At 62.9% G+C, this 17732-nt stretch carries 23 protein-coding genes and 1 pseudogene; 15 read left to right on the top strand and 9 right to left on the bottom strand.

The genetic code is table 11. The features are described from left to right. Positions 1 to 45: 45 nt before the first annotated feature. The gene (locus AUC68_RS16620; protein WP_158008185.1) at positions 46 to 192 is read right to left on the bottom strand and encodes a hypothetical protein; all 147 of its coding nucleotides are present in this window, start codon (positions 190 to 192) and stop codon (positions 46 to 48) included. After that, positions 180 to 977, bottom strand: coding sequence for a DUF4396 domain-containing protein (locus AUC68_RS00525; protein WP_069435856.1), 798 nt, complete (start codon positions 975 to 977; stop codon positions 180 to 182). Before AUC68_RS00525 ends, AUC68_RS16620 begins: the two co-directional genes overlap by 13 nt. Before the next feature lie 658 nt (positions 978 to 1635). Between AUC68_RS00525 and AUC68_RS00520 the strand changes: the two genes are divergently transcribed. From AUC68_RS00520 to AUC68_RS00510, 3 genes are all read left to right on the top strand, one after another. Then, positions 1636 to 1854, top strand: a complete 219-nt coding sequence (locus AUC68_RS00520; protein WP_141701016.1) for a hypothetical protein — start codon at positions 1636 to 1638, stop codon at positions 1852 to 1854. Between the two features lie 3 nt (positions 1855 to 1857). Further along, a complete protein-coding gene (locus AUC68_RS00515) occupies positions 1858 to 2286 on the top strand; it encodes a hypothetical protein (RefSeq protein WP_141701015.1) in 429 nt (142 codons plus the stop codon). 80 nt (positions 2287 to 2366) lie between these two features. Continuing rightward, entirely contained in the window at positions 2367 to 2828 is a 462-nt protein-coding gene (locus tag AUC68_RS00510) for a hypothetical protein (protein ID WP_141701014.1), read from the top strand. Here AUC68_RS00510 and AUC68_RS00505 read toward each other — a convergent pair. Further along, positions 2814 to 3494, bottom strand: coding sequence for a hypothetical protein (locus AUC68_RS00505; protein ID WP_141701013.1), 681 nt, complete (start codon positions 3492 to 3494; stop codon positions 2814 to 2816). The two genes, AUC68_RS00510 and AUC68_RS00505, sit on opposite strands and share 15 nt — an antisense overlap. A gap of 96 nt (positions 3495 to 3590) precedes the next feature. Between AUC68_RS00505 and AUC68_RS00500 the strand changes: the two genes are divergently transcribed. Further along, positions 3591 to 4313: a metallophosphoesterase family protein gene (locus AUC68_RS00500; protein WP_069435851.1), complete on the top strand. Its 723-nt coding sequence runs from the start codon at positions 3591 to 3593 to the stop codon at positions 4311 to 4313. On the opposite strand, the gene AUC68_RS00495 is transcribed toward AUC68_RS00500, so the two are convergent. Then, on the bottom strand, positions 4310 to 5146 hold the full coding sequence (locus AUC68_RS00495; RefSeq protein WP_141701012.1) for a hypothetical protein: 837 nt from the start codon (positions 5144 to 5146) through the stop codon (positions 4310 to 4312). The two genes, AUC68_RS00500 and AUC68_RS00495, sit on opposite strands and share 4 nt — an antisense overlap. Positions 5147 to 5295: 149 nt before the next feature. On the opposite strand from AUC68_RS00495, the gene AUC68_RS16230 reads away from it, so the two are divergent. Then, the gene (locus AUC68_RS16230; protein WP_141701011.1) at positions 5296 to 5808 is read left to right on the top strand and encodes a hypothetical protein; all 513 of its coding nucleotides are present in this window, start codon (positions 5296 to 5298) and stop codon (positions 5806 to 5808) included. Between the two features lie 174 nt (positions 5809 to 5982). Here AUC68_RS16230 and AUC68_RS00485 read toward each other — a convergent pair whose 3' ends face one another. Together AUC68_RS00485 and cysQ are read right to left on the bottom strand one after the other, a co-directional pair. Further along, positions 5983 to 6387 carry a DUF1134 domain-containing protein gene (locus AUC68_RS00485; RefSeq protein ID WP_069435848.1) on the bottom strand — a complete coding sequence of 135 codons (405 nt, stop codon included), beginning with the start codon at positions 6385 to 6387 and terminating at the stop codon, positions 5983 to 5985. Positions 6388 to 6891: 504 nt separating this feature from the next. After that, positions 6892 to 7752, bottom strand: a complete 861-nt coding sequence (cysQ, locus tag AUC68_RS15390) for a 3'(2'),5'-bisphosphate nucleotidase CysQ (protein ID WP_158008184.1) — start codon at positions 7750 to 7752, stop codon at positions 6892 to 6894. A gap of 132 nt (positions 7753 to 7884) precedes the next feature. Here cysQ and chpT point away from each other — a divergent pair, with 132 nt between their 5' ends. The 8 genes from chpT (at position 7885) to AUC68_RS00450 (ending at position 14429) form a co-directional block, all read left to right on the top strand. After that, positions 7885 to 8523 carry a histidine phosphotransferase ChpT gene (gene chpT / locus AUC68_RS16225; RefSeq protein ID WP_069435847.1) on the top strand — a complete coding sequence of 213 codons (639 nt, stop codon included), beginning with the start codon at positions 7885 to 7887 and terminating at the stop codon, positions 8521 to 8523. Positions 8524 to 8686: 163 nt separating this feature from the next. After that, positions 8687 to 9409 carry an Hpt domain-containing protein gene (locus AUC68_RS18260; RefSeq protein WP_141701008.1) on the top strand — a complete coding sequence of 241 codons (723 nt, stop codon included), beginning with the start codon at positions 8687 to 8689 and terminating at the stop codon, positions 9407 to 9409. Next, positions 9409 to 9921 carry a hypothetical protein gene (locus AUC68_RS18255; RefSeq protein ID WP_204376936.1) on the top strand — a complete coding sequence of 171 codons (513 nt, stop codon included), beginning with the start codon at positions 9409 to 9411 and terminating at the stop codon, positions 9919 to 9921. The genes AUC68_RS18260 and AUC68_RS18255 overlap by 1 nt, the downstream gene beginning before the upstream one ends. Next, entirely contained in the window at positions 9816 to 11399 is a 1584-nt protein-coding gene (locus AUC68_RS18250; protein ID WP_342027151.1) for a hybrid sensor histidine kinase/response regulator, read from the top strand. Before AUC68_RS18255 ends, AUC68_RS18250 begins: the two co-directional genes overlap by 106 nt. Further along, positions 11396 to 11863: a chemotaxis protein CheW gene (locus tag AUC68_RS00465; RefSeq protein ID WP_069435846.1), complete on the top strand. Its 468-nt coding sequence runs from the start codon at positions 11396 to 11398 to the stop codon at positions 11861 to 11863. Before AUC68_RS18250 ends, AUC68_RS00465 begins: the two co-directional genes overlap by 4 nt. A 40-nt stretch (positions 11864 to 11903) precedes the next feature. Then, a complete protein-coding gene (locus AUC68_RS00460) occupies positions 11904 to 12269 on the top strand; it encodes a response regulator (protein ID WP_069435845.1) in 366 nt (121 codons plus the stop codon). A gap of 106 nt (positions 12270 to 12375) precedes the next feature. Continuing rightward, positions 12376 to 13413, top strand: coding sequence for a protein-glutamate methylesterase/protein-glutamine glutaminase (locus tag AUC68_RS00455; protein WP_083240252.1), 1038 nt, complete (start codon positions 12376 to 12378; stop codon positions 13411 to 13413). Then, positions 13410 to 14429: a CheR family methyltransferase gene (locus tag AUC68_RS00450; RefSeq protein ID WP_069435843.1), complete on the top strand. Its 1020-nt coding sequence runs from the start codon at positions 13410 to 13412 to the stop codon at positions 14427 to 14429. The genes AUC68_RS00455 and AUC68_RS00450 overlap by 4 nt, the downstream gene beginning before the upstream one ends. Before the next feature lie 25 nt (positions 14430 to 14454). Here the strand turns inward: AUC68_RS00450 and AUC68_RS17015 are convergent, their stop codons facing one another. The 3 genes and pseudogenes from AUC68_RS17015 to ctrA form a co-directional block, all read right to left on the bottom strand. Next, on the bottom strand, positions 14455 to 14601 hold the full coding sequence (locus tag AUC68_RS17015) for a hypothetical protein (RefSeq protein WP_244500317.1): 147 nt from the start codon (positions 14599 to 14601) through the stop codon (positions 14455 to 14457). After that, positions 14602 to 15470 (bottom strand): annotated as a pseudogene (locus tag AUC68_RS18855) (nucleotidyltransferase family protein); the annotation flags it as partial. 148 nt (positions 15471 to 15618) lie between these two features. Next, the gene (ctrA, locus tag AUC68_RS00440; RefSeq protein WP_069435842.1) at positions 15619 to 16326 is read right to left on the bottom strand and encodes a response regulator transcription factor CtrA; all 708 of its coding nucleotides are present in this window, start codon (positions 16324 to 16326) and stop codon (positions 15619 to 15621) included. A 400-nt stretch (positions 16327 to 16726) separates the two neighbouring features. On the opposite strand from ctrA, the gene AUC68_RS00435 reads away from it, so the two are divergent. Beyond that, positions 16727 to 17125, top strand: coding sequence for a flagellar export protein FliJ (locus AUC68_RS00435; RefSeq protein WP_069435841.1), 399 nt, complete (start codon positions 16727 to 16729; stop codon positions 17123 to 17125). A 121-nt stretch (positions 17126 to 17246) separates the two neighbouring features. Further along, on the top strand, positions 17247 to 17732 hold the full coding sequence (locus tag AUC68_RS00430; RefSeq protein ID WP_069435840.1) for a YajQ family cyclic di-GMP-binding protein: 486 nt from the start codon (positions 17247 to 17249) through the stop codon (positions 17730 to 17732).

The following is a 17732-nucleotide window of genomic DNA, read 5'->3' as shown; positions in this document are numbered from 1 at the left end:
GACGCGGACTGTCTGTGGACAGCGCGGTCCCGTGCGCGGACGCTACTAGGCGAAGATCAGTGTGATGACGATGCCGAGGGCGAGGACGGCGAGCGACACAGCCCCCATGACCCACACCGGCGGCGTGGGCTTGTGCAGCGCGGAGCCGCTCTCGGCCGCCTTCATCTTGTCGGCCATGGTCATGGCGGACATTTTCGTGCCCGGTGCGGCGCCGTCCTTGGAGGTGGCGTTGGGCGTATCCTCGGACATGTCCATGCCGGCCATGTTGCTCGATCCTTCCCCGCGCGAGCCCTCGCCGCCGGCGCGTGACTCTCGGCGTCCTGGCCCGCGGGCCGCACCGTCAACATGCCGTGTTTCAGATGGTGTGCGACCAGCCAGTAGTTCATGGGGTAGGCGCACAGGGCGCCCACCATGAGGGCCAGCGACATGCGGAACCAGAACAGCGGCTGCAGGGGGTCGTGAGCGTCCGCGTTGCCCTGAAAAGCCAAGGCGGAGACCGGCAGCATGCCGCCCATGAGGCAGTTCATGGACAGGAACTCCGAGCTGAATGTCCCTTTCAGCGCCTTCCAATAGGAGCCGAACATCTCGCCCATGAAGAGAGCCTGAAAGATGCTCCAGCCGAAGGCGAAGCCGAGCACGTATTCCAGCGCGAAATCCGCCATCAAGGGGAGGGCGACGAGGGCGCCGATCACCGCGCCGACCAGGATGCCGACGCCGTCGCCGGCAGCGCAATGCATCGTCGAGCCGAGCGCTTGGCGCCACCGCGAGGCCACGTAGCGCTCATGAAGCCCTGGCAGTGGTTCGCGGCAACCCAGGACGTAGAGAAAGGCGCCGAAGGGTCCGGAATAGGCGGTGAAGAGCACGAAGGCCCATTTCATCACCGGGTTCTCCGGCGTCGCACGGATATCGACGGCGACGAACACCAGCGAAAACGCCGTCAGGATGAACCATAACAGTATGACCCCGTCGATCAGCATATCTCGCCCCCCGGCTGTCCCAGCCACGTGCCCCGTGTCCAGCCGTTTTACCCCGGCCATCCGGCGCTTGCGACCGGGACGGTGCGCGCTGGCGTGCTCTGCCGAAAATATAGGCATTTCTGCTGCCTCGTTGGCGCCCAGGTTGCCATTTTTCCTATGGCTGTTGCTCCGTGCTCTAGGGTTTGGTCATCGTTCGCGTTAGCCTAAGGGCCATCTTGCGAATCAATTTTTTGCGGTGCAGCATTCGAGTGGAGGGCCGGAGAAGAGGCGAAAGCCTTGGAATTCCGGCACTTCATACCGGTCTAAGGGGCTACGAAATGCACGTAAAACCGCATAGTTTTGGGCATTCTGACGCAGGGTGCCCGTCATGGTCCGGTTTTGCACGGGTCTTGCGAAGGCAACACTAAGCTCGTGCAATCAGGCGGGCGGATGCTGCGATGCAACATCAGCCGACCATGCGGTAAAGTTCCAACCGGTCTGGAAGAGTTTCGGGAGGTAGCGGTCCAAAACGGACCTCAAGGAGTGGCGTTGGTGCAACCTTTGTAGAGGGGGCCAAATGCCTACGAGACTGACCCGAGTCAAAGCGGCTGCCCTGAGCCATTCGGTTCAGGCCGTCAAGCAGCCGCCCACGGCGCCACCACGGACAATCGATGCGGCCATGCGGCTGCCCGAGGTGTTGTTTGCCGCGTTTATCCACATGCTGTCCACCCGCCTCTCGGGGCTGCGCAGAATAGACGGCGTCGATTGGGCCTTTGGGCCGATCCTACGCGTTCCGTCTGCGCATCCGGCGGCACGTATTTCCGAACAATCGATGCTCGCTGCACCGGCGGGCCAACTGGTCCCGTTGGGGGGCCTTATTCAGAATTGGGGAGCATAGATCATGCCCGTACCCATGCCATCTGCCATTGTCTTGATTGTTTGCAAGACGGTCGTTGCCGGTCCGGCCGATCAGAACGCGGCCTATACCGGATACGAGAACCTTGAATGGGCCACCGAACACTCCATGATGGTGTGCCGCCGACAGAAGGTGGACCTTTACGATCCCGCTGTCGATGGGGGCTTCGATGTAAGTGGCAAGAGACTTCCCGCCGCCGCACCCCAGCCCTTCAACCAGCAGCGCTGCCAGCGAGCCGGCATCACGCTCGGCGTGAACTGGGACCAAGCCCATCGCGGGTCGAAATACCGCTTCTGGCGTGTTGCCTGCCCGGTTCCGATCGTCGACACAAGGACGGGCGAGGTGATCGCCTGGAAGATGCCCGAATGCGGCCGGCGTGATATAGTGGTCTGCGAGGTCGATACCGCGATCTAACGCGGACCAGCCTCGATCTTGCGAACGCCGTAGAAGGCCCTCCCGCGTGAGAGCGGCCGCGGCGGGGGAGGATCTTGGCGATGCCAATTCGTGTCCCGATGTGGGCGAAAATCTCTGCTGGGCTGGTTCTTGCCGTTGTCCTGTTGGGATTTGCAGGGCTCAAAGCCACGTCCAGCAAGTTCGGACCGCTCGTCCAGCCGCACGGCACGACCTATTATGGCGGCGACGGTCCAAAAATCGCGAGCGTGCCGTGCAAGTCCGAGAGCGAGATCCGGTCCGCCATCGCGCGGGTCCATGCCCAATTCGACCATTATGCTGGCCCGCGCCTGCAGGCTTTCGAGCAACGGGCCGCGCATCAAAAGGGCCTGCCGCCGCTCCGGGTCGACACCCTCTATGTCATTACCGAGGACGACCAGATGCGGGATGGGAAAACAGTCCTGTTTATCGGCCTGAAGTCCGATTGCGTGAGCACGGTCTTCAGCTTTCCGGCGCGGCTATATCTTGAATTGATGTCACCATCGGCGAAGTCAGGGGAAGGTTGATGGACGTTCGATATTGGGCAGGGGGCGAGCTCCGATGAGAATTAGGACTCCCGGCGCCGAGTCGTCCTGCTTGCCCGCCTGATTTGGGTCGTAAGCCACGCTAAGATGCCCTGCTGACGCAAGTCTCCCCGCGATGAGCTTAGCGAGTGGTTCGTTGCGACCACCTATAATGATACCGATTGCAAGTCGGCCAACGTCGAGCCGCGAAGCGACCTCGCTCGATACCTGAATCCCAGCGCTCCGCAGGCAGCGTATGAGCTGTTCCGCGAAATTGGCCGCCTCGGCATCATGCGCATAGGTCTCAACGGCCACGGTCTCGCCCTCAAATGCGCGAATGGCGTCTTTGAGTGACTCTTGTGTTGTCCGACTGAGCGTCCTTGGCGACAGCTGCATTTCGAGCGTTACACGTGCTGCTCTTTCTTTTAGCAGACGCTCCTTTGCTCTTATTGCCTCAAGCTCCAAGCCCGCGGTTTTCTCTTGGGCATGCGCGAGTTCACGCTTTAGGTTGTCCTCTTTTACTCGGCCGGAGATGATTAGGAGGAAAGTCGCGACAATTCCAACTAGTAGGCTGGCTAGAAAAAACCAGTTGGACCAATTAGCGACGGTTTCAGCGGTGTCTGGTGACATCCTCTTACCAATCAATCTCCAGGTCGATATTTGCCACATCTTACGATTCTGCGTCGGCTTGGCGCTTCAACTTGTGCGCTAATTGTGAGTTATATCAACTTTTGCCATGGTCAGGTACTTTCGAGGGATTGTGTTGTGACCCCCACGGTTCCCGAGGGCGAAGTCGTCTATGCGATCGGCGATATTCATGGGCGCACGGACCTGTTGTCCGCGCTCTTGGCCTTGATCGCGCAGGATGCGGCGCGCAGCGATCATTCGAAAAAGACCCTGGTGTTCCTCGGGGATTATGTGGACCGGGGACCGGACAGCCGCGGCGTGATCGATATGCTGAGCAGAGGCCCGCTCGACGGCTCGAAGCGCATTGTCCTCAAAGGCAACCACGAACAGTTCCTGCTGGATTTCCTGAACGACCCCGGCTGCCTCGACTCCTGGTGCCGCAACGGTGGGGAGCCGACGCTTGCGTCCTACGGCGTCGATATCGACCGGCTGGAGCGCATCGGCGCGCGCCGAGGCTGGCGGGAGGCCTTTATGGCCGCGCTTCCCCCCACGCATCTGCGTTTCCTCGAGAGCCTCGAACTCACCTGCGTGGTCGGCGACTATGTTTTCGTGCACGCAGGCTTACGTCCCGGCGTTCCCCTCGCCGCGCAGGTCGCGGATGATCTCCTCTGGATCCGCCATGAGTTTCTGGAGGCGCAGGAGCCGTTCGGGAAGATCGTGGTCCATGGGCACACGCCAGGGGACAAGCCCGTGGTTCGGACGAATCGGATCGGGATCGACACGGGCGCGGTGTTCACGGGCTGCCTGACGGCGTTGCGCCTTGCGAACGGAACGCGGGATTTTCTGCAGACTGACGGTTAGCCGCGCCGCTCGGGACTGTCCGCCACGAGGCCGCGAAGCCGGCTTGTCAGGCTTCCCCCGCCGGACTTTGCCGACTGACGCTTGGCGCGCCGCGCGGCGAAACGCTTGGACAGGCTGCGCGGCGGCTCGACCGGCTCCTCCGCGTCCTCGCCGGCATGGGCTTCCGTATACGCCGCCTCGCCGCCGTCCTCATCCGGCTGGTCCTCGTGGCCCTCCGAGGCCGCGCCCGGTGTGGCGTAGTGCCCTGCGATCTCGTAGGTCTCGTAGTCCTCTTCGAGCTCGTAGTCGTCCTCGTCGTCATAGGTCTCTTCCGCGGTCTCTTCCACGGAGTAGGTCTCCGCCGCCGCGTAAGCCTGTTCGGCCGGGACCGGCTCGGCAGGGTGCGCCTCGTCTTCGTCGTAGGCGGCTTCCTCAGCATAGGCCCCTTCAGCCTCAACATAGGCCCCTTCAGCCTGGTAGATGTCCTCGGGCTGATCGGTTTCGTGATGCCGATAGGGCTCCTCCGGCTCATAGGTCTCTTCGGCCGGTTCGATACCCTCCGGCGCGCCGGGGGCCTCTTCGGCGTAGGCCGTCTCCGCGTAGCCGGCCGCGCCATTGCCCGCATAGGCGACGGTCTCTTCCTCGACCGCGCCGTCATGCTCGGCTACCGCGTCGTGCTCCGCCTCCATATCCTCGTAGTCCGTTTCCTCATAGGTCGTGTCCTCTTGGGCAACGGCCTGTGCCGGGGCGGCTTGCCACGACGGGGCTTGGTGCCGCGCGGCGCCGAGAATCTGGGAGGCGAGGTGGCTGAGCTCCCGGCGCAGGAAGGCGATCTCCTCGCTGCTGGTCCGCACACGGTCCAACTCTTCCTGGGCGCGCGAGAGTTCCGCCGCCAGGCGTTGGCTCTCGGCGACGGCGCGCGCGCGGTTTTCGCCGAACCGCGCCCGGCCGCGCTGCCGCTTTCCAGCGACAACCTGAGCTGATCGATGTCGGCACGCTGGTTGTGGACGGTCGCGCGGGCGACTTTCAGCGCTTCGGATTGGGAGGCGACCGTCGTCCGAAGCTCGGCGTTCACCGTTTCCAGATCCGACAAAGCTTTCTTGGCCGCCTTCAGCCGCGCATCGACGTCGGGCAGCCGCCGTTTGATCGTCTGTTGCAGCACGCGGTTGGCGTTTTCGGCTTCGTGCAGTTCGCTCCTGACGGAGTCCAGATTGCCGTTCAGCTTCTGTATTTCGACACGGCGCTTATTGGCCTCGATCAGTTCGCGCGCCGCCTTCTCCTTCGACTTCTCGAGGGCGACCTCGACTTTGCGCAGCTGGATGGCGAAGTCCGCGCGAATCTGGTCCTTGTCGGCCTGGATCTCGGCGAGCGTCATGGGCATGGTGGCTTCGAGCCGGCGCGTGGTGAGCTTGACGGCGCGGTTCCACAATGGGGGCGCAAGCATGAGGCCGAGCAGGCATCCCAGGAAGAAGCCCAACGCCCCGAACATGAACCACTCGATCATCAAGGCCTTTAATTCCTTGAAATGAGGCCGCGTCAGCGCCCCAGCTTGGCGCTGCATGCCAGCGCTCCACGTGCCCCTCGTGCCGCCGCCCGTGCCACGCGCGCAACCCATCGGGCAAGCCAATGCCCGGCGCGCCCGGCAGTCCGCGACCCGCAAGACCCGTGCTACCGCTTCCTTAGCGCCTAATTAGAACGGATTCCAGGTCGGCTGGCGAGTATACTTCAAGTAGCCGACATTTGCGCCCAGTCTAAGGCCGACCCCGGAGCGTATGGGGGCGAGGACGAGGTCGTCCCGTGCCAGATAGGTGACGCCGACGCCGCCGACGAGATAGGCGGACCCATCGACGCCTGCGAACTTGTTGTAGATCTGGTTGGGATCTCGAAGATTGTAGACCAAAACCATGGTCTTAGAGCCTTCGGCGCCGAAATCGTAGCCGAGCGAGGGGCCCTGCCAGAAGACGCGAACCTGCTGACCCGAGGCGGTGTGCAGGGTGCCTTCGCCGTAGCGCAGACCGGCGACGAAGGCGCCGCCCGCCTCTTCGCCGATAATGTAGCCGTTGGGCCGTCCCGAGCGCTGGAACGTATATTCCACCGCGCTTGCAAATCCCGACGAGACCTTTCCGAAGACTGGTGGCCGGCGTTCTTGATCTCCTCGGCGGAGAAACCGTCCGAGGCACCGTCCAGTTTTTCCGAGGCATAGCCTTGGGCCGGGACGTAGGTCTGCTCGGATTGGTAGGCCTGTTGCTGATAGGTCTGTTGCGGCGCCTGTTGAGACGCCGGCGCGGGCTGCGTGGCAACCGGCGTGCTACCGGGCGCCGGGTCGGGGACGTAAGATCGCGTCTGCGGATAGGCGCCGTTCACGGTCGCGTTCGGCACCGGCATCGTGTTGGACGCCGTGCCGTTGGACGCGTACTGCGCCGGCGCACCGGATGTCAGGACAAAGCTGATAAGGATCGCCGAAGTCGCGGCGATCGCGATGCTCGTACTACGCATGACTATAGCCCCCGGACGCGCGCGCCGGCGAAATGGCTGGGTTTAGAGCCACAAGGCCTCCGCCGCGATTATTGACCGAAAGCGTTACCAAACGGTGGAAGGCTTACCGGGGCGTTAAGACGGTGCGGCCCCAGGCGATGAAGTTCGAATTTTTCAGTCCGGCGTCCGTTTTTCCATAGGCGAAGCGCGCGCCCTTGGTGTCGACCACATGACCGCCGGCCGCTTCCAGCACGGCCTGGCCCGCCGCCGTATCCCACTCCATGGTGGGGGCGAGGCGGGGATAGAGATCCGCATTGCCTCGGGCGATCTCCAGGAATTTGACCGAGGAGCCCGCGCCGCTGCGTTCGGTCACGGAAAAACCTTTCAGGAACTCCTCGGTCTTTCCGTCCAGATGAGACAGGCTGACAAGCGCCGTGATGGCCTCCGGGTTCGCGGCCCGCGCGTGCAGCCGCGTGTGCTCGAGTGCGCTCAAGTCAGCGCCGTCGGCACTCGGCGCCATCTCGGCCTCGATCGCGACGCCGTCGGCGATCGTCACGGCGAGGAGCGCGCGTGCGGGCGCATAGACGAGGCCGAAACAGGGGAACCCGTCCTCGATCAGCCCGACATTGACGGTGAAGTCCGTGCGCTTCTTGATGAATTCCTTGGTCCCGTCCAGCGGGTCGACCAGGAAGAATGTCCGGCCCAGCGGGGCTTTCCGGTCGGCCGCGGTCTCCTCGGACACCACGGGGATGGACGGTGCGAAGTCACGCAGCGCGGCGGTCAGGATGGCGTCGGCGTCCCGATCCGCCCTGGTCACGGGGGAGTCGTCGTCCTTGTACTCAATGCCTTCCGTGGAGCCGTAGTGCGACATGATGGCGGCGCCCGCCTTGGCCGCGGCGTCGGTCAGAACCTCTGCGGCGGCACGCAGGTCGAAGACGGTGGTCTGTTCGGCAAGTGCCGCTGTTGTATGTCTTGGTGCTGACAAGGCAAAATGCTCCAAAGGGCTGTGATTCGTTCGAACGTGTCTTTGATGATTGCGCCCTTCCTGTAACAGAAATTCGTACCTAGGCCACGATAACTCCGCAGGGGGCCCTGGGGACGCGACAAGGAGCAAGCCATGTCGGAGCCGGCCGAGCTCGGCGATCTCGATCTTGCGGCGCTGGTTTCCAGCCGCATCTGCCACGACATCATCAACCCGGTTTCGGCCATTTCCAACGGCTTGGAGATGCTGGCCGAGGAACCGGACGACGATATGCGCGCTGCGGCGATGGATTTGATTCTCAAGAGCGCCAATCAAGCGTCCGCCAAGTTGCAATTCGCCCGGATCGCCTTCGGCGCGGCGGGTTCGGCCGGGGCCGAAGTCGACACCCGCGACGCGGAAAAGGTGGCCCAGGCCTTCGTGGGCACCAGCGAGAAGCACGACCTCGTCTGGGACGGTCCGGCTCTGATCCTGCCAAAGAACAAGGTCAAGCTGCTGCTCAATCTCGTGGGACTTGGCGTGGTGGCGCTGCCGCGCGGCGGAACAATTCGGGCGGTGATTTCCGGGGATGGCGAGGATTTGTCCTACACGGTCACCGCGACGGGCAAGGCCGCGCGTCTCGCCGACCAGGTCCGGGCCCTGCTGGCCGGCGATGCCAGCGGCGAGGTCGATGCGCATTCGATCCAGCCTTACTACGCCGCGCGCGTGGCGCGGGCTGCCGGCATGACGGTGACGGTCGAGTCGGGCGAGGACGAGGTCGTGCTGACGGCGCGGTAGTCCGACCGCGGCCGGCTCTTCTCTATGCGACATCTTCGGTCAAACGGGCCGTGAAATTCGGCCGTCAACGGACCGTAAACCAGGAATCGTGGACAATCCGCGGATCAATTTGCGTGGTCCTTTGTACGGCGCGAGTCGTTTTCGATTCGCGCTGGGGTGTGTCATGGACGATCTTCTAGCGGAATTCCTGGTCGAGACGTGCGAGCAGCTTGACGAGCTGGACACGAGCCTCGTGCGCTTCGAGCAGAATCCAAACGATGCGGAGATGCTCAACACGATCTTCCGCACCGCGCACACGATCAAAGGCACGTGCGGCTTCTTCGACCTGCCGCGTCTGGCAAAGCTGGCGCATGCTACTGAAGCCCTCATGGGGCGCTATCGGGACGGCGCATCTGTATCGGCGCAAGGTGTCACCGTTATTCTGGCGAGCCTCGAACGGTTCAAGGAGATCTTGGCGGAACTCGAGCTCAACGGCCGGGAACCGCAAGGCTCCGACGACGATCTTATCCAGAGGCTCGAGACTCTGGCCGAGGAGCACACGTTGTCCGAGGAAGACGTTTCGGCCGAGGAGCACGAAATATCGCCGGGCCCGAGGAACGCGGACCACGGCGTGCAATTTCAGGCACCGGCGGAGTTCGAGGTGGAGACGGCGGTGGCGACTTCGCCGGTTCACGAACATCTCGATGCCTTGGAACGGGCCTGGCAAGAGGCGCACGCCTCGCCGGAAACGGTCGAGCCGGGCGGCCAGCGGAGATCCCGGACGCATTCGACTCCGTCGATCCGAATACGGACCGGTTGGAGGTCGCGCCTGCAGATGCGGAGCCGCAAGCGCCCTTGCTGCGCGTCCAGACGGTTCGGGTCGCCGTCGATACCCTGGAAACACTGATGACAACGGTGAGCGAACTCGTGCTTGCCCGCAATCAGTTGCTCGATATCGCGACCCGCTCGGACGTGCCGGCCTTCTCCGCGCCTTTGCAGCGATTGTCCTCCGTGACGGTCGAACTCCAGGACGCGGTCATGAAGGCGAGACTGCAACCCATTGCCAACGCGTGGCAGAAACTGCCGGTCCTCGTGCGCACGCTCGCTGCCGATCTTGGCAAGTCGATCGAGATCCGGATGTCGGGCGGAGACAAGGAGCTCGACCGGCAAGTCCTCGAAGCGATCAAGGATCCGCTGACGCATATGGTGCGCAATGCCGCCGATCATGGCTTGGAAGACCGCGCGGGCGCGCCGAGGCCGGCAAGCCGGCAACCGGCCGGATCAGCCTCAGGGCATCGCAGCAGGGGGGCAGTATCGTCGTCGAAGTATCCGACGACGGCCAGGGTCTCGACGTTCAGGCCGTGCGGCGCAAGGCGCTTGCCAAGGGTTTGGCTTCGCCCATGGAGCTCGATGCTCTGAGCGATGCCGAAATCTGCAATTTCATTTTCAAGCCCGGCTTTTCGACCACGGATACGGTGAGCGAGATTTCCGGCCGCGGCGTCGGCATGGATGTGGTTCGCAGCAATATCGTGTCGATTGGCGGCACCGTGGAACTTGCATCGACATCGTCCCGGGGCACCACGTTTGTCATCAGGATTCCATTGACCCTTGCGATCATGTCCGCGCTGATCGTGGACGCGGCCGGTATGCGGTTCGCGATTCCGCAGTTCAGCATTGTTGAGCTGGCGCGCACTGGGGATACCGCCGGGCACCCCGTCGAGACGATCAACGGAGCCGCGGTCTTGCACCTTCGCGACGAACTTCTGCCCTTGTTGGATTTCGGCGCGCAGCTCGATCTGCGCGAGGCGGATTGGCTAGACGTCAACGCGTCGGGACGAACCGCCGTGATCATGCAGGCCGGGACGAAGCGATTCGGCATCCTTGTCGATGCGGCGTCCCGCACCGAGGAAATCGTGGTGAAGCCGGTTTCCAGACTGTTGCGGCAAATCGATGTGTTTTCCGGCAGCACGATTCTCGGTGACGGCAGCGTCATCATGATCGTCGATCCCGGCGCGCTGGCCGGTGCCGTTGGGCACATCGACGGGCTGGACGAGGGGGCGTCGTACGCGGAGCCGGTTGCACAGGACGACAACCGCATGGCTCTGCTGTTGTTCCGGGCGGGGTCGCAGGGGCTCAAGGCGTTGCCGCTGTCTCTTGTCACGCGGCTCGAAGACGTCTTGGTGGAGTCGATCGAGGTCTGCGACGGCCAGGACGTCGTCCAGTATCGCGGGAGCCTTCTCCCGCTCGTGCGTCTCGACGAAGACCGATCGGCGTCCCACGGCGCGACCTTGCCGGTGGTCGTGTTCACCGATGGGGCGCGCGCGGCCGGTCTGGTCGTCGACGAGATCGTGGACATTGTCGAGGAACCGCTGGCGATCGATCTGCATGCCGACGGCGCCGGAATTGCCGGGATGGCGATCGTGCGCGATCACGCGGTCGAGATCGTCGACGTGGGACACTATCTCGCACCGTTCTTCGATCAGCGGGACGCACGAGACGGACGCGGCGCGGCGGCCCCGACCCGCATCCTGCTCGTCGACGACGGTCAGTTCTTCCGCGACATGCTGGTGCCGCTGCTGCGGGGAAGCGGCTACGACGTCACGCCGGTCTCCTCGGCGCGCGAGGCGCTTGCGCTCAAGGATGCCGGGGAACGCTTCGACGTTGTCGTGAGCGATATCGATATGCCGGGCATGGACGGGCTCGCGCTCGCCCGCACCATCAGGGCCGATTCGGAGTGGAGCACAATTCCCCTGATCGGCCTGTCGTCACAGCCTAGCCCGCGGCTTGCCGAGACCGGCCGCTTGGCCGGATTCGATGCCTTTGTCGGCAAGTTCGACAGACGGTCGCTGATGCAGGTCCTGGGAAGTTGGCGGGAAGACCGGGAGGATGCCGCGTGAGTCTTGAACGGAGTTCGCAGTCCCTGACGAACGGGTTGGTCACGGTCAAAGTCGCCGACCAGCGTTTCGCCGTGCCTCTTGAGCGTGTCAGCCACGTCTTCGTTCCGGACCGTCTGTCGACGGTGCCGCTGGCGCCGCCGGAGATCGCGGGGCTTCTAAACTTGCGGGGCCGGATCGTGACCGCATTCGATCTGCGCATGCGGTTCGGGCTGCCGACGCGCGCGCCGGACGATCCCATGGTTGCGCTCGGTGTCGAGGACGGCGGCGAGCTGTACGGATTAATTGCGGATAGGGCGGGCGAGGCCATATGGACCGCGCCGTCCGCCGTGGAGCCCGTGCCTACCAATCTCGATGCGCGTTGGGCGGGTCTTTGTGCCGGTGTTTGCCGGTTGGATGACGGGCTCCTGATGGTGCTCGATGTCGATAGGGTTCTTGACTTCAATCACAGCAGTATAGCGGCGTGAGGACGCGTGTGTCCTGCATACCGAATTGGGGGAACAGGTTATGAAGCATTGCTTGGTCGTGGATGACAGTGCCGTCATTCGCAAAGTGGCCAGACGGATCTTGGATTCACTCAGCTTCTCGACTTCCGAAGCCGAGAATGGCCGCGAGGCTCTCGATCAGTGCCGCACGTCGATGCCGGACGCGGTGCTGCTCGATTGGAACATGCCGGAGATGGACGGCATCGAGTTCCTCGTCGCGCTACGCAAGGAAGCGGGTGGACAAGAACCGAAAGTGATCTTCTGCACGACGGAAAACGATGTGGAGCATATTGCCCGTGCGATTTCCGCCGGTGCCAACGAATACATCATGAAGCCCTTCGATCGAGAAGTCATCGAAGCGAAGTTTCAGGAAGTCGGGCTGCTCTAGTCCGCCTATGGCCGCTTCAGCCAGGGTCTCTCAAATGCCAATTCATAAGGCGCCCCCGATAGGCGGCGGGCGTGCATACAGGCCGGGGGCCACACCCAGCCGGGTCATGATCGTCGACGACTCGGGCCTGCTGCGTCGCGTCGTGTCGCGATGGATCGATGCCGAATCGGATCTGGAAGTCGTCGCCTGCCACGCTAACGGCAAGCAGGCGGTCGACGATGTGGCACAAAGCCAGCCCGACGTGATCATCCTCGATATCGAAATGCCGGTGATGGACGGGCTGGAAGCCTTGCCGCTCCTGAAGCGGGCCTGCCCCAACGCCCAAGTGCTGATGGTCTCGACGCTGACGAAGCGCAACGCCGAGATCAGCCTCAAGGCGCTCGAGCTTGGGGCGGTGGAGTGCATGCCGAAGCCCGACAGGCAAAGCGAGATCGTCGGCGTTCCGGAATTCCAGCGCGAATTGCTGTGGAAGGTCAAAGGGATTGCGCGTTGGCGCGCGCGGCCTGCCGCACGCCCGGATGGTTTCGCATGGCGTGCCTACGCGACCCGCCCGCCGCGTGCCGTGGTGATCGGCAGTTCCACGGGGGGGCCCGAAGCGCTGGTCAGGCTGCTGAAGGGCCTTGCGCCTTCGCTCAGCGACGTCCCGGTCCTGATCGCGCAGCATATGCCGCCGATCTTCACTGCGGCCTTGGCCGAGCGTTTGTCCCGCGTCGCAGGCGTGGAGGCCGTGGAAGCGCAGGACGGTGAGACGCTCGTTGGCGGGCGAGTCTATGTGGCTCCCGGCGATGGGCATATGACGATCGGGCACGGTGCGCCACCGCACATTGCCATCGGCAACGGGCCGGCGGTGAACTACTGCCGTCCCTCGGTGGACCTCTTGTTCGACAGCGCGGCGAAAGTCTTCGGCGGCAGAGCGCTCGCAATCGTGCTGACCGGCATGGGCGCGGACGGTGCCGAAGGCGCGAGCCAAATCGCCGATGCGGGCGGCAGCGTGATTGCCCAGGATCTGGGGACGAGCGTGGTTTGGGGCATGCCCGGCGCGGCGGTGAGAGCCGGGGCTTGCGCGTCCGTTCTGCCGTTGGACGCGATCGCCCGCACCGCGGCGCAACTCATCGCGGGCAAACGACCGGAGGGCCGCGCATGAGGCAGCAAGAGTTTCAGCGCATCGGCCGCGTGCTTCGGGACCATTCCGGGGCCGAGCTCGGGGAGAACACAAGGAGCGCCGTCGCGGTGAAGCTCTCCCCGGTGCTGGAAGAGTTCAATCTTCCGACCATGGCGCATCTGACTGCGGCCCTGACCATGCCGGGGAACGGCCGTCTTCGCCAGCGCGTCGCGGAGGCCGTTGCCGTGCCGGAGTCCTATTTCTTCCGGAACAGGGAGTGCTTCGCATACATTGCCGACGTGATGCTCCCACATCTTATGGAACAGCGCGCCCGCACGCGCCGGCTTCGCATTTGGAGCGCCGCCTGTTCGACAGGACAAGAGCCCTATTCGCTGGCCATGCTGTTGGCCGAGAAAGGCGCGGTGCTCGACGGCTGGACGGTCGAGATCCTCGCCACCGATTTTTCGGGGCCGGTCCTGCGGAAGGCGGCTCAGGGCCTGTATTCCCAGTTCGAGGTTCAGAGGGGCTTGCCCGCCACGAAGCTGATCAAATATTTCGAGAAGTCGGGTGCGGCCTGGCAGATCAAACCGGACATCCGTGCGCGCGTCGCGTTCCGTGAGCAGAATCTGCTTCACAGCTGCGCGGAGCTCGGCCGTTTCGATATCATTCTGTGCCGGAACGTCCTGATCTATTTCGGACTTGCTCAGCGCGCCGCGGTCATTGCCCGCATGGCACGCCGGCTTGAGCCTGACGGCTATCTGGTCCTCGGAGCCGCCGAGACGACCCATGGCTATTCGGACGACTTCGGGCGGGTTCCGGAGGGTCAGAATGGCGTCTATCGCCTTCGCTCCAGTCTCGCGCGCGATACCACGGAGCGGCCGTTCGGCAAGGAGCGCGAGTCTGCGGCGGCGTTCCGCAGTGTCATCCTCGACCGGGCCACCGCGGACCGTCTGGAGGCAAGGGCCCGTGCGCGGGGGATGACGCTGTCCGCGCTCCTGGCCGAAATAGCGGGAACGGACCCGTACCCGGAAGGCTCCACCGAGACCAAGCGCCGCTAACAGGGCGTTCTTGCGCCGAACCGCGCTACGTGAAAGCGGCGATCAAGTCGGACAAAGAGGGCCGTTGCTTCAGGGACCTCTCGATCGCCTGACGCCACTTTGGTCCAGAGTTCATGGCCTGTTTGAACGCGTCTTCCAGAGCGTAAGGACGGTCTTCAACGAGCGTACTCATGAGCCATTGCGCCTGGGCCAGATCTTTCCGCGCCTTTGCCTCAGAACCTGCCGCGCGGCGTTGAGCGACGATCAATTTGTGGATCGCGTAACGCTCAGGCGCGGAATCTGTACGAGCACGCCGTGGCGATAGAGGCTCACCGCGGGGATGGGTTCGGCTATGAGATAGTTCAGAAATGTGAGTGTTTGAGCGTAGACGCCAAGAGGTTCCAGCATGAGGATGTCTTTGTCTTCGAGCATTTTCGGAGCCAGAAAGTCGACCACGGCACCTCCTCCTTGCATGACCCAACGGGTCGGGCGGTGCTTCGGGTGCAGGTTCGGTGCTGGCGAGAGTTTGAGGTCCTTGAAGGTGACGGCGAGCGATGGGTCGACCTTGTCGTCAATAACCAGTTTGAGTCCCTCGAATGCCGCAATGTCGACATCCTCGGTCGCGGCCAATGTGTTGTCCATGCGGACACCCAACTCGGCGCTGTAGTGGCGGAATGCATGGGTACCAACCAGGGTTCCGCCGAGGCGAAACGTGCCGACCCGGGCCATGGCATTGAGGACTTTGCCTGTCTCACGATCCAGCGCCGGCAGACCTGCGGCGCGAAGTTGCGCGACGAGTGTGGAGCATCGCCGCTCAAAGGACTTCTGGTCTTCACGGTGGCTCTTGGCGGCCTCGATCCGTTCGCGGAGGTCGGGCGTGTCCGGCCCCAGGTACCGGTCGACGACGCGCTGGCCGATCCGTCTCTGAGCATACCAGTACTGTCCTTTCCCCTTGATGTCCTTGAGGAAAGGTGTGCCGCCTAGATCGGACACCGCCCGTATCTTGTGTGCTTCAAGAAGGTCCTGGTAGGCGGTCTGGATGGCCAGCGGAAATGAGTCCATCGTTACCCTACGTTTTTGAGTTTTGTAGGGTATATCAGTGTTACCCTACAAAAACAACTTATGTAGGGTATCACACGACGCCCAAACGCAAAAATGGCCGGGGCGGGCCCGGCCATTTCCACGTCCAACAATCGAGACTTCGAGAGGTCTACGCGGCGGCTTCGCCGGTATCCGCCTCATCGTCCGGGTTGCGCAGCACGTAGCCACGGCCCCAGACCGTCTCGATGTAATGCTTGCCACCGGTTGCCGCTGCGAGCTTCTTGCGGAGCTTGCAGATGAAAACGTCGATGATCTTGAGTTCCGGCTCGTCCATGCCGCCATAGAGATGGTTCAGGAACATCTCCTTGGTCAGCGTCGTGCCCTTCCGAAGTGAGAGCAGTTCGAGCATCTGATATTCCTTGCCGGTCAGATGGACGCGCTGGCCGTTCACGTCGACCGTCTTGGTGTCGAGATTGACCTTCAGGCCGCCGGTCTGGATGACGGACTGCGCATGCCCCTTGGAGCGGCGCACGATGGCGTGGATGCGCGCGACCAGTTCGTCCTTGTGGAATGGCTTGGTCATGTAGTCGTCGGCGCCGAAGCCGAGGCCACGAACCTTATCCTCGATGCCCGCGAGGCCGGAGAGGATCAGGATCGGGGTCGCCACCTTGCTCACCCGCAAGGACTTCAAGACTTCGTATCCGCTCATATCCGGCAGATTCAAGTCGAGAAGGATGATGTCGTAGTCGTAAATCTTGCCGAGATCGACACCCTCTTCGCCGAGATCAGTCTTATAGACGTTAAAGCCTTCCGACTGCAGCATTAGCTCAATGCTTTGAGCCGTGGCGCTGTCGTCCTCGATCAGAAGAACCCGCATTTTAATCCCCCGTCTTCTCTATGTCCTGGCTGTCCCCTGACCCAATACGTCGGACGCTGATTGGTTAATTTCGAATCAAGAAGTTAATGGGCAATAGTTAACAAAAACTAATCAACAGGATAGTGCTAACCTAAAATGCTAACGAACAGCGCCGGCCGAGCCCGTCCCGGCCCGGGCGCTTCAATCGATTAGATGCAATTCATATGGTTTACCGGCGCTTAAGTCCTCTCGGCGATGATCTTGCGTGAAGGGGCGGGGGGAACCGGTCCTTGAGACTTGTTTTGAGGCCGTCTTTGGACGCGGATCTGAGGGATGTCCCGCGCACAATATTCGGCTCGTGGCATGTAAAGAGTATCGTTCGCGGGTGCGCGGACACCGAACAGGCTTGAGGGTATTGAGTATGAAGTCACGCGACGCAGTCATCCGTTTGAAGCGCTTCGAGGTCGAAGAGAAGCGCCGCAAACTTGCCGATATCGAGTCCATGATCGCCGAGTTCAACGACATGGCGGTGGATCTCGACCGGCAGATCGCCGTCGAGCAAGAGCGCGCCGGCGTCACCGACGTTAACCATTACGCCTATCCCACCTTTGCCAAGGCGGCCATGCAGCGCCGGGACAATCTGGCAATGTCGGTGGCCGGGCTCGAGGCCAAGCTGGCCGCGGCCAAGGGTGAGCTCGAGGAAGCCGAAGAAGATCTTCGGAAGATCGAGTTCATGCACGGGCGCGATTCCGATCGTGCGCGGGATGACGTGCCCGAGGCGGAATTCGGCATGCTGGGCGTTCAGCGAGTCGCCGGTTAAATTCGGCTCGCGGCGTTCTCGATGGTCCGGCGGCGACGGGCGGCGATTGTCCGCCCGATCCCGCGCGCGGGGGCTCGGACGCCCCTGATCCTGGAACACCCGAAACCACGGAGGCCCGGCCATGCCGTCGTTCGATATCGTCTCCAAGACCGAGCTGCCCGACGTCGACAATGCGCTCGCGAACATGACGCGCGAGATGAGCCAGCGCTACGACTTCAAGGGCTCCAACTCCAAGATCGAGCGGAACGAGGGCGTCATCGTCATCCACGCGGACGACGACCTGAAGCTCAAGCAGATGCACGAGTTGCTGCAAGGCCACCTCGCCAAGCGCGGCATCGAACCCGGCGTGATCGACTATCAGGCCGTGGAGAAGGCGGCCGGCCAGTCGGTCCGGCAGAACGTGTTGCTGCGCCAGGGCATCGACAAGGAACTGGCCAAGCGCATCGTCAAAGAGGTGAAGGGCGGGAAGTTCAAGGTGCAGGTCGCCATTCAGGGGGACGAGCTGCGCGTCACCGGCAAGAAGCGCGACGATTTGCAGGATGTCATCCAGTTCGTGAAGGGCCTGCCCATCGACCAGCCCCTGCAATTCGAGAACTTCCGGGACTGA

The sequence above is a fragment of the Methyloceanibacter methanicus genome (assembly GCF_001723285.1).
Lineage (GTDB): Bacteria > Pseudomonadota > Alphaproteobacteria > Rhizobiales > Methyloligellaceae > Methyloceanibacter > Methyloceanibacter methanicus.
The sequence above is the reverse complement of the archived record's forward strand: the minus strand, read 5'-3'. Positions and strand labels throughout refer to the sequence as shown.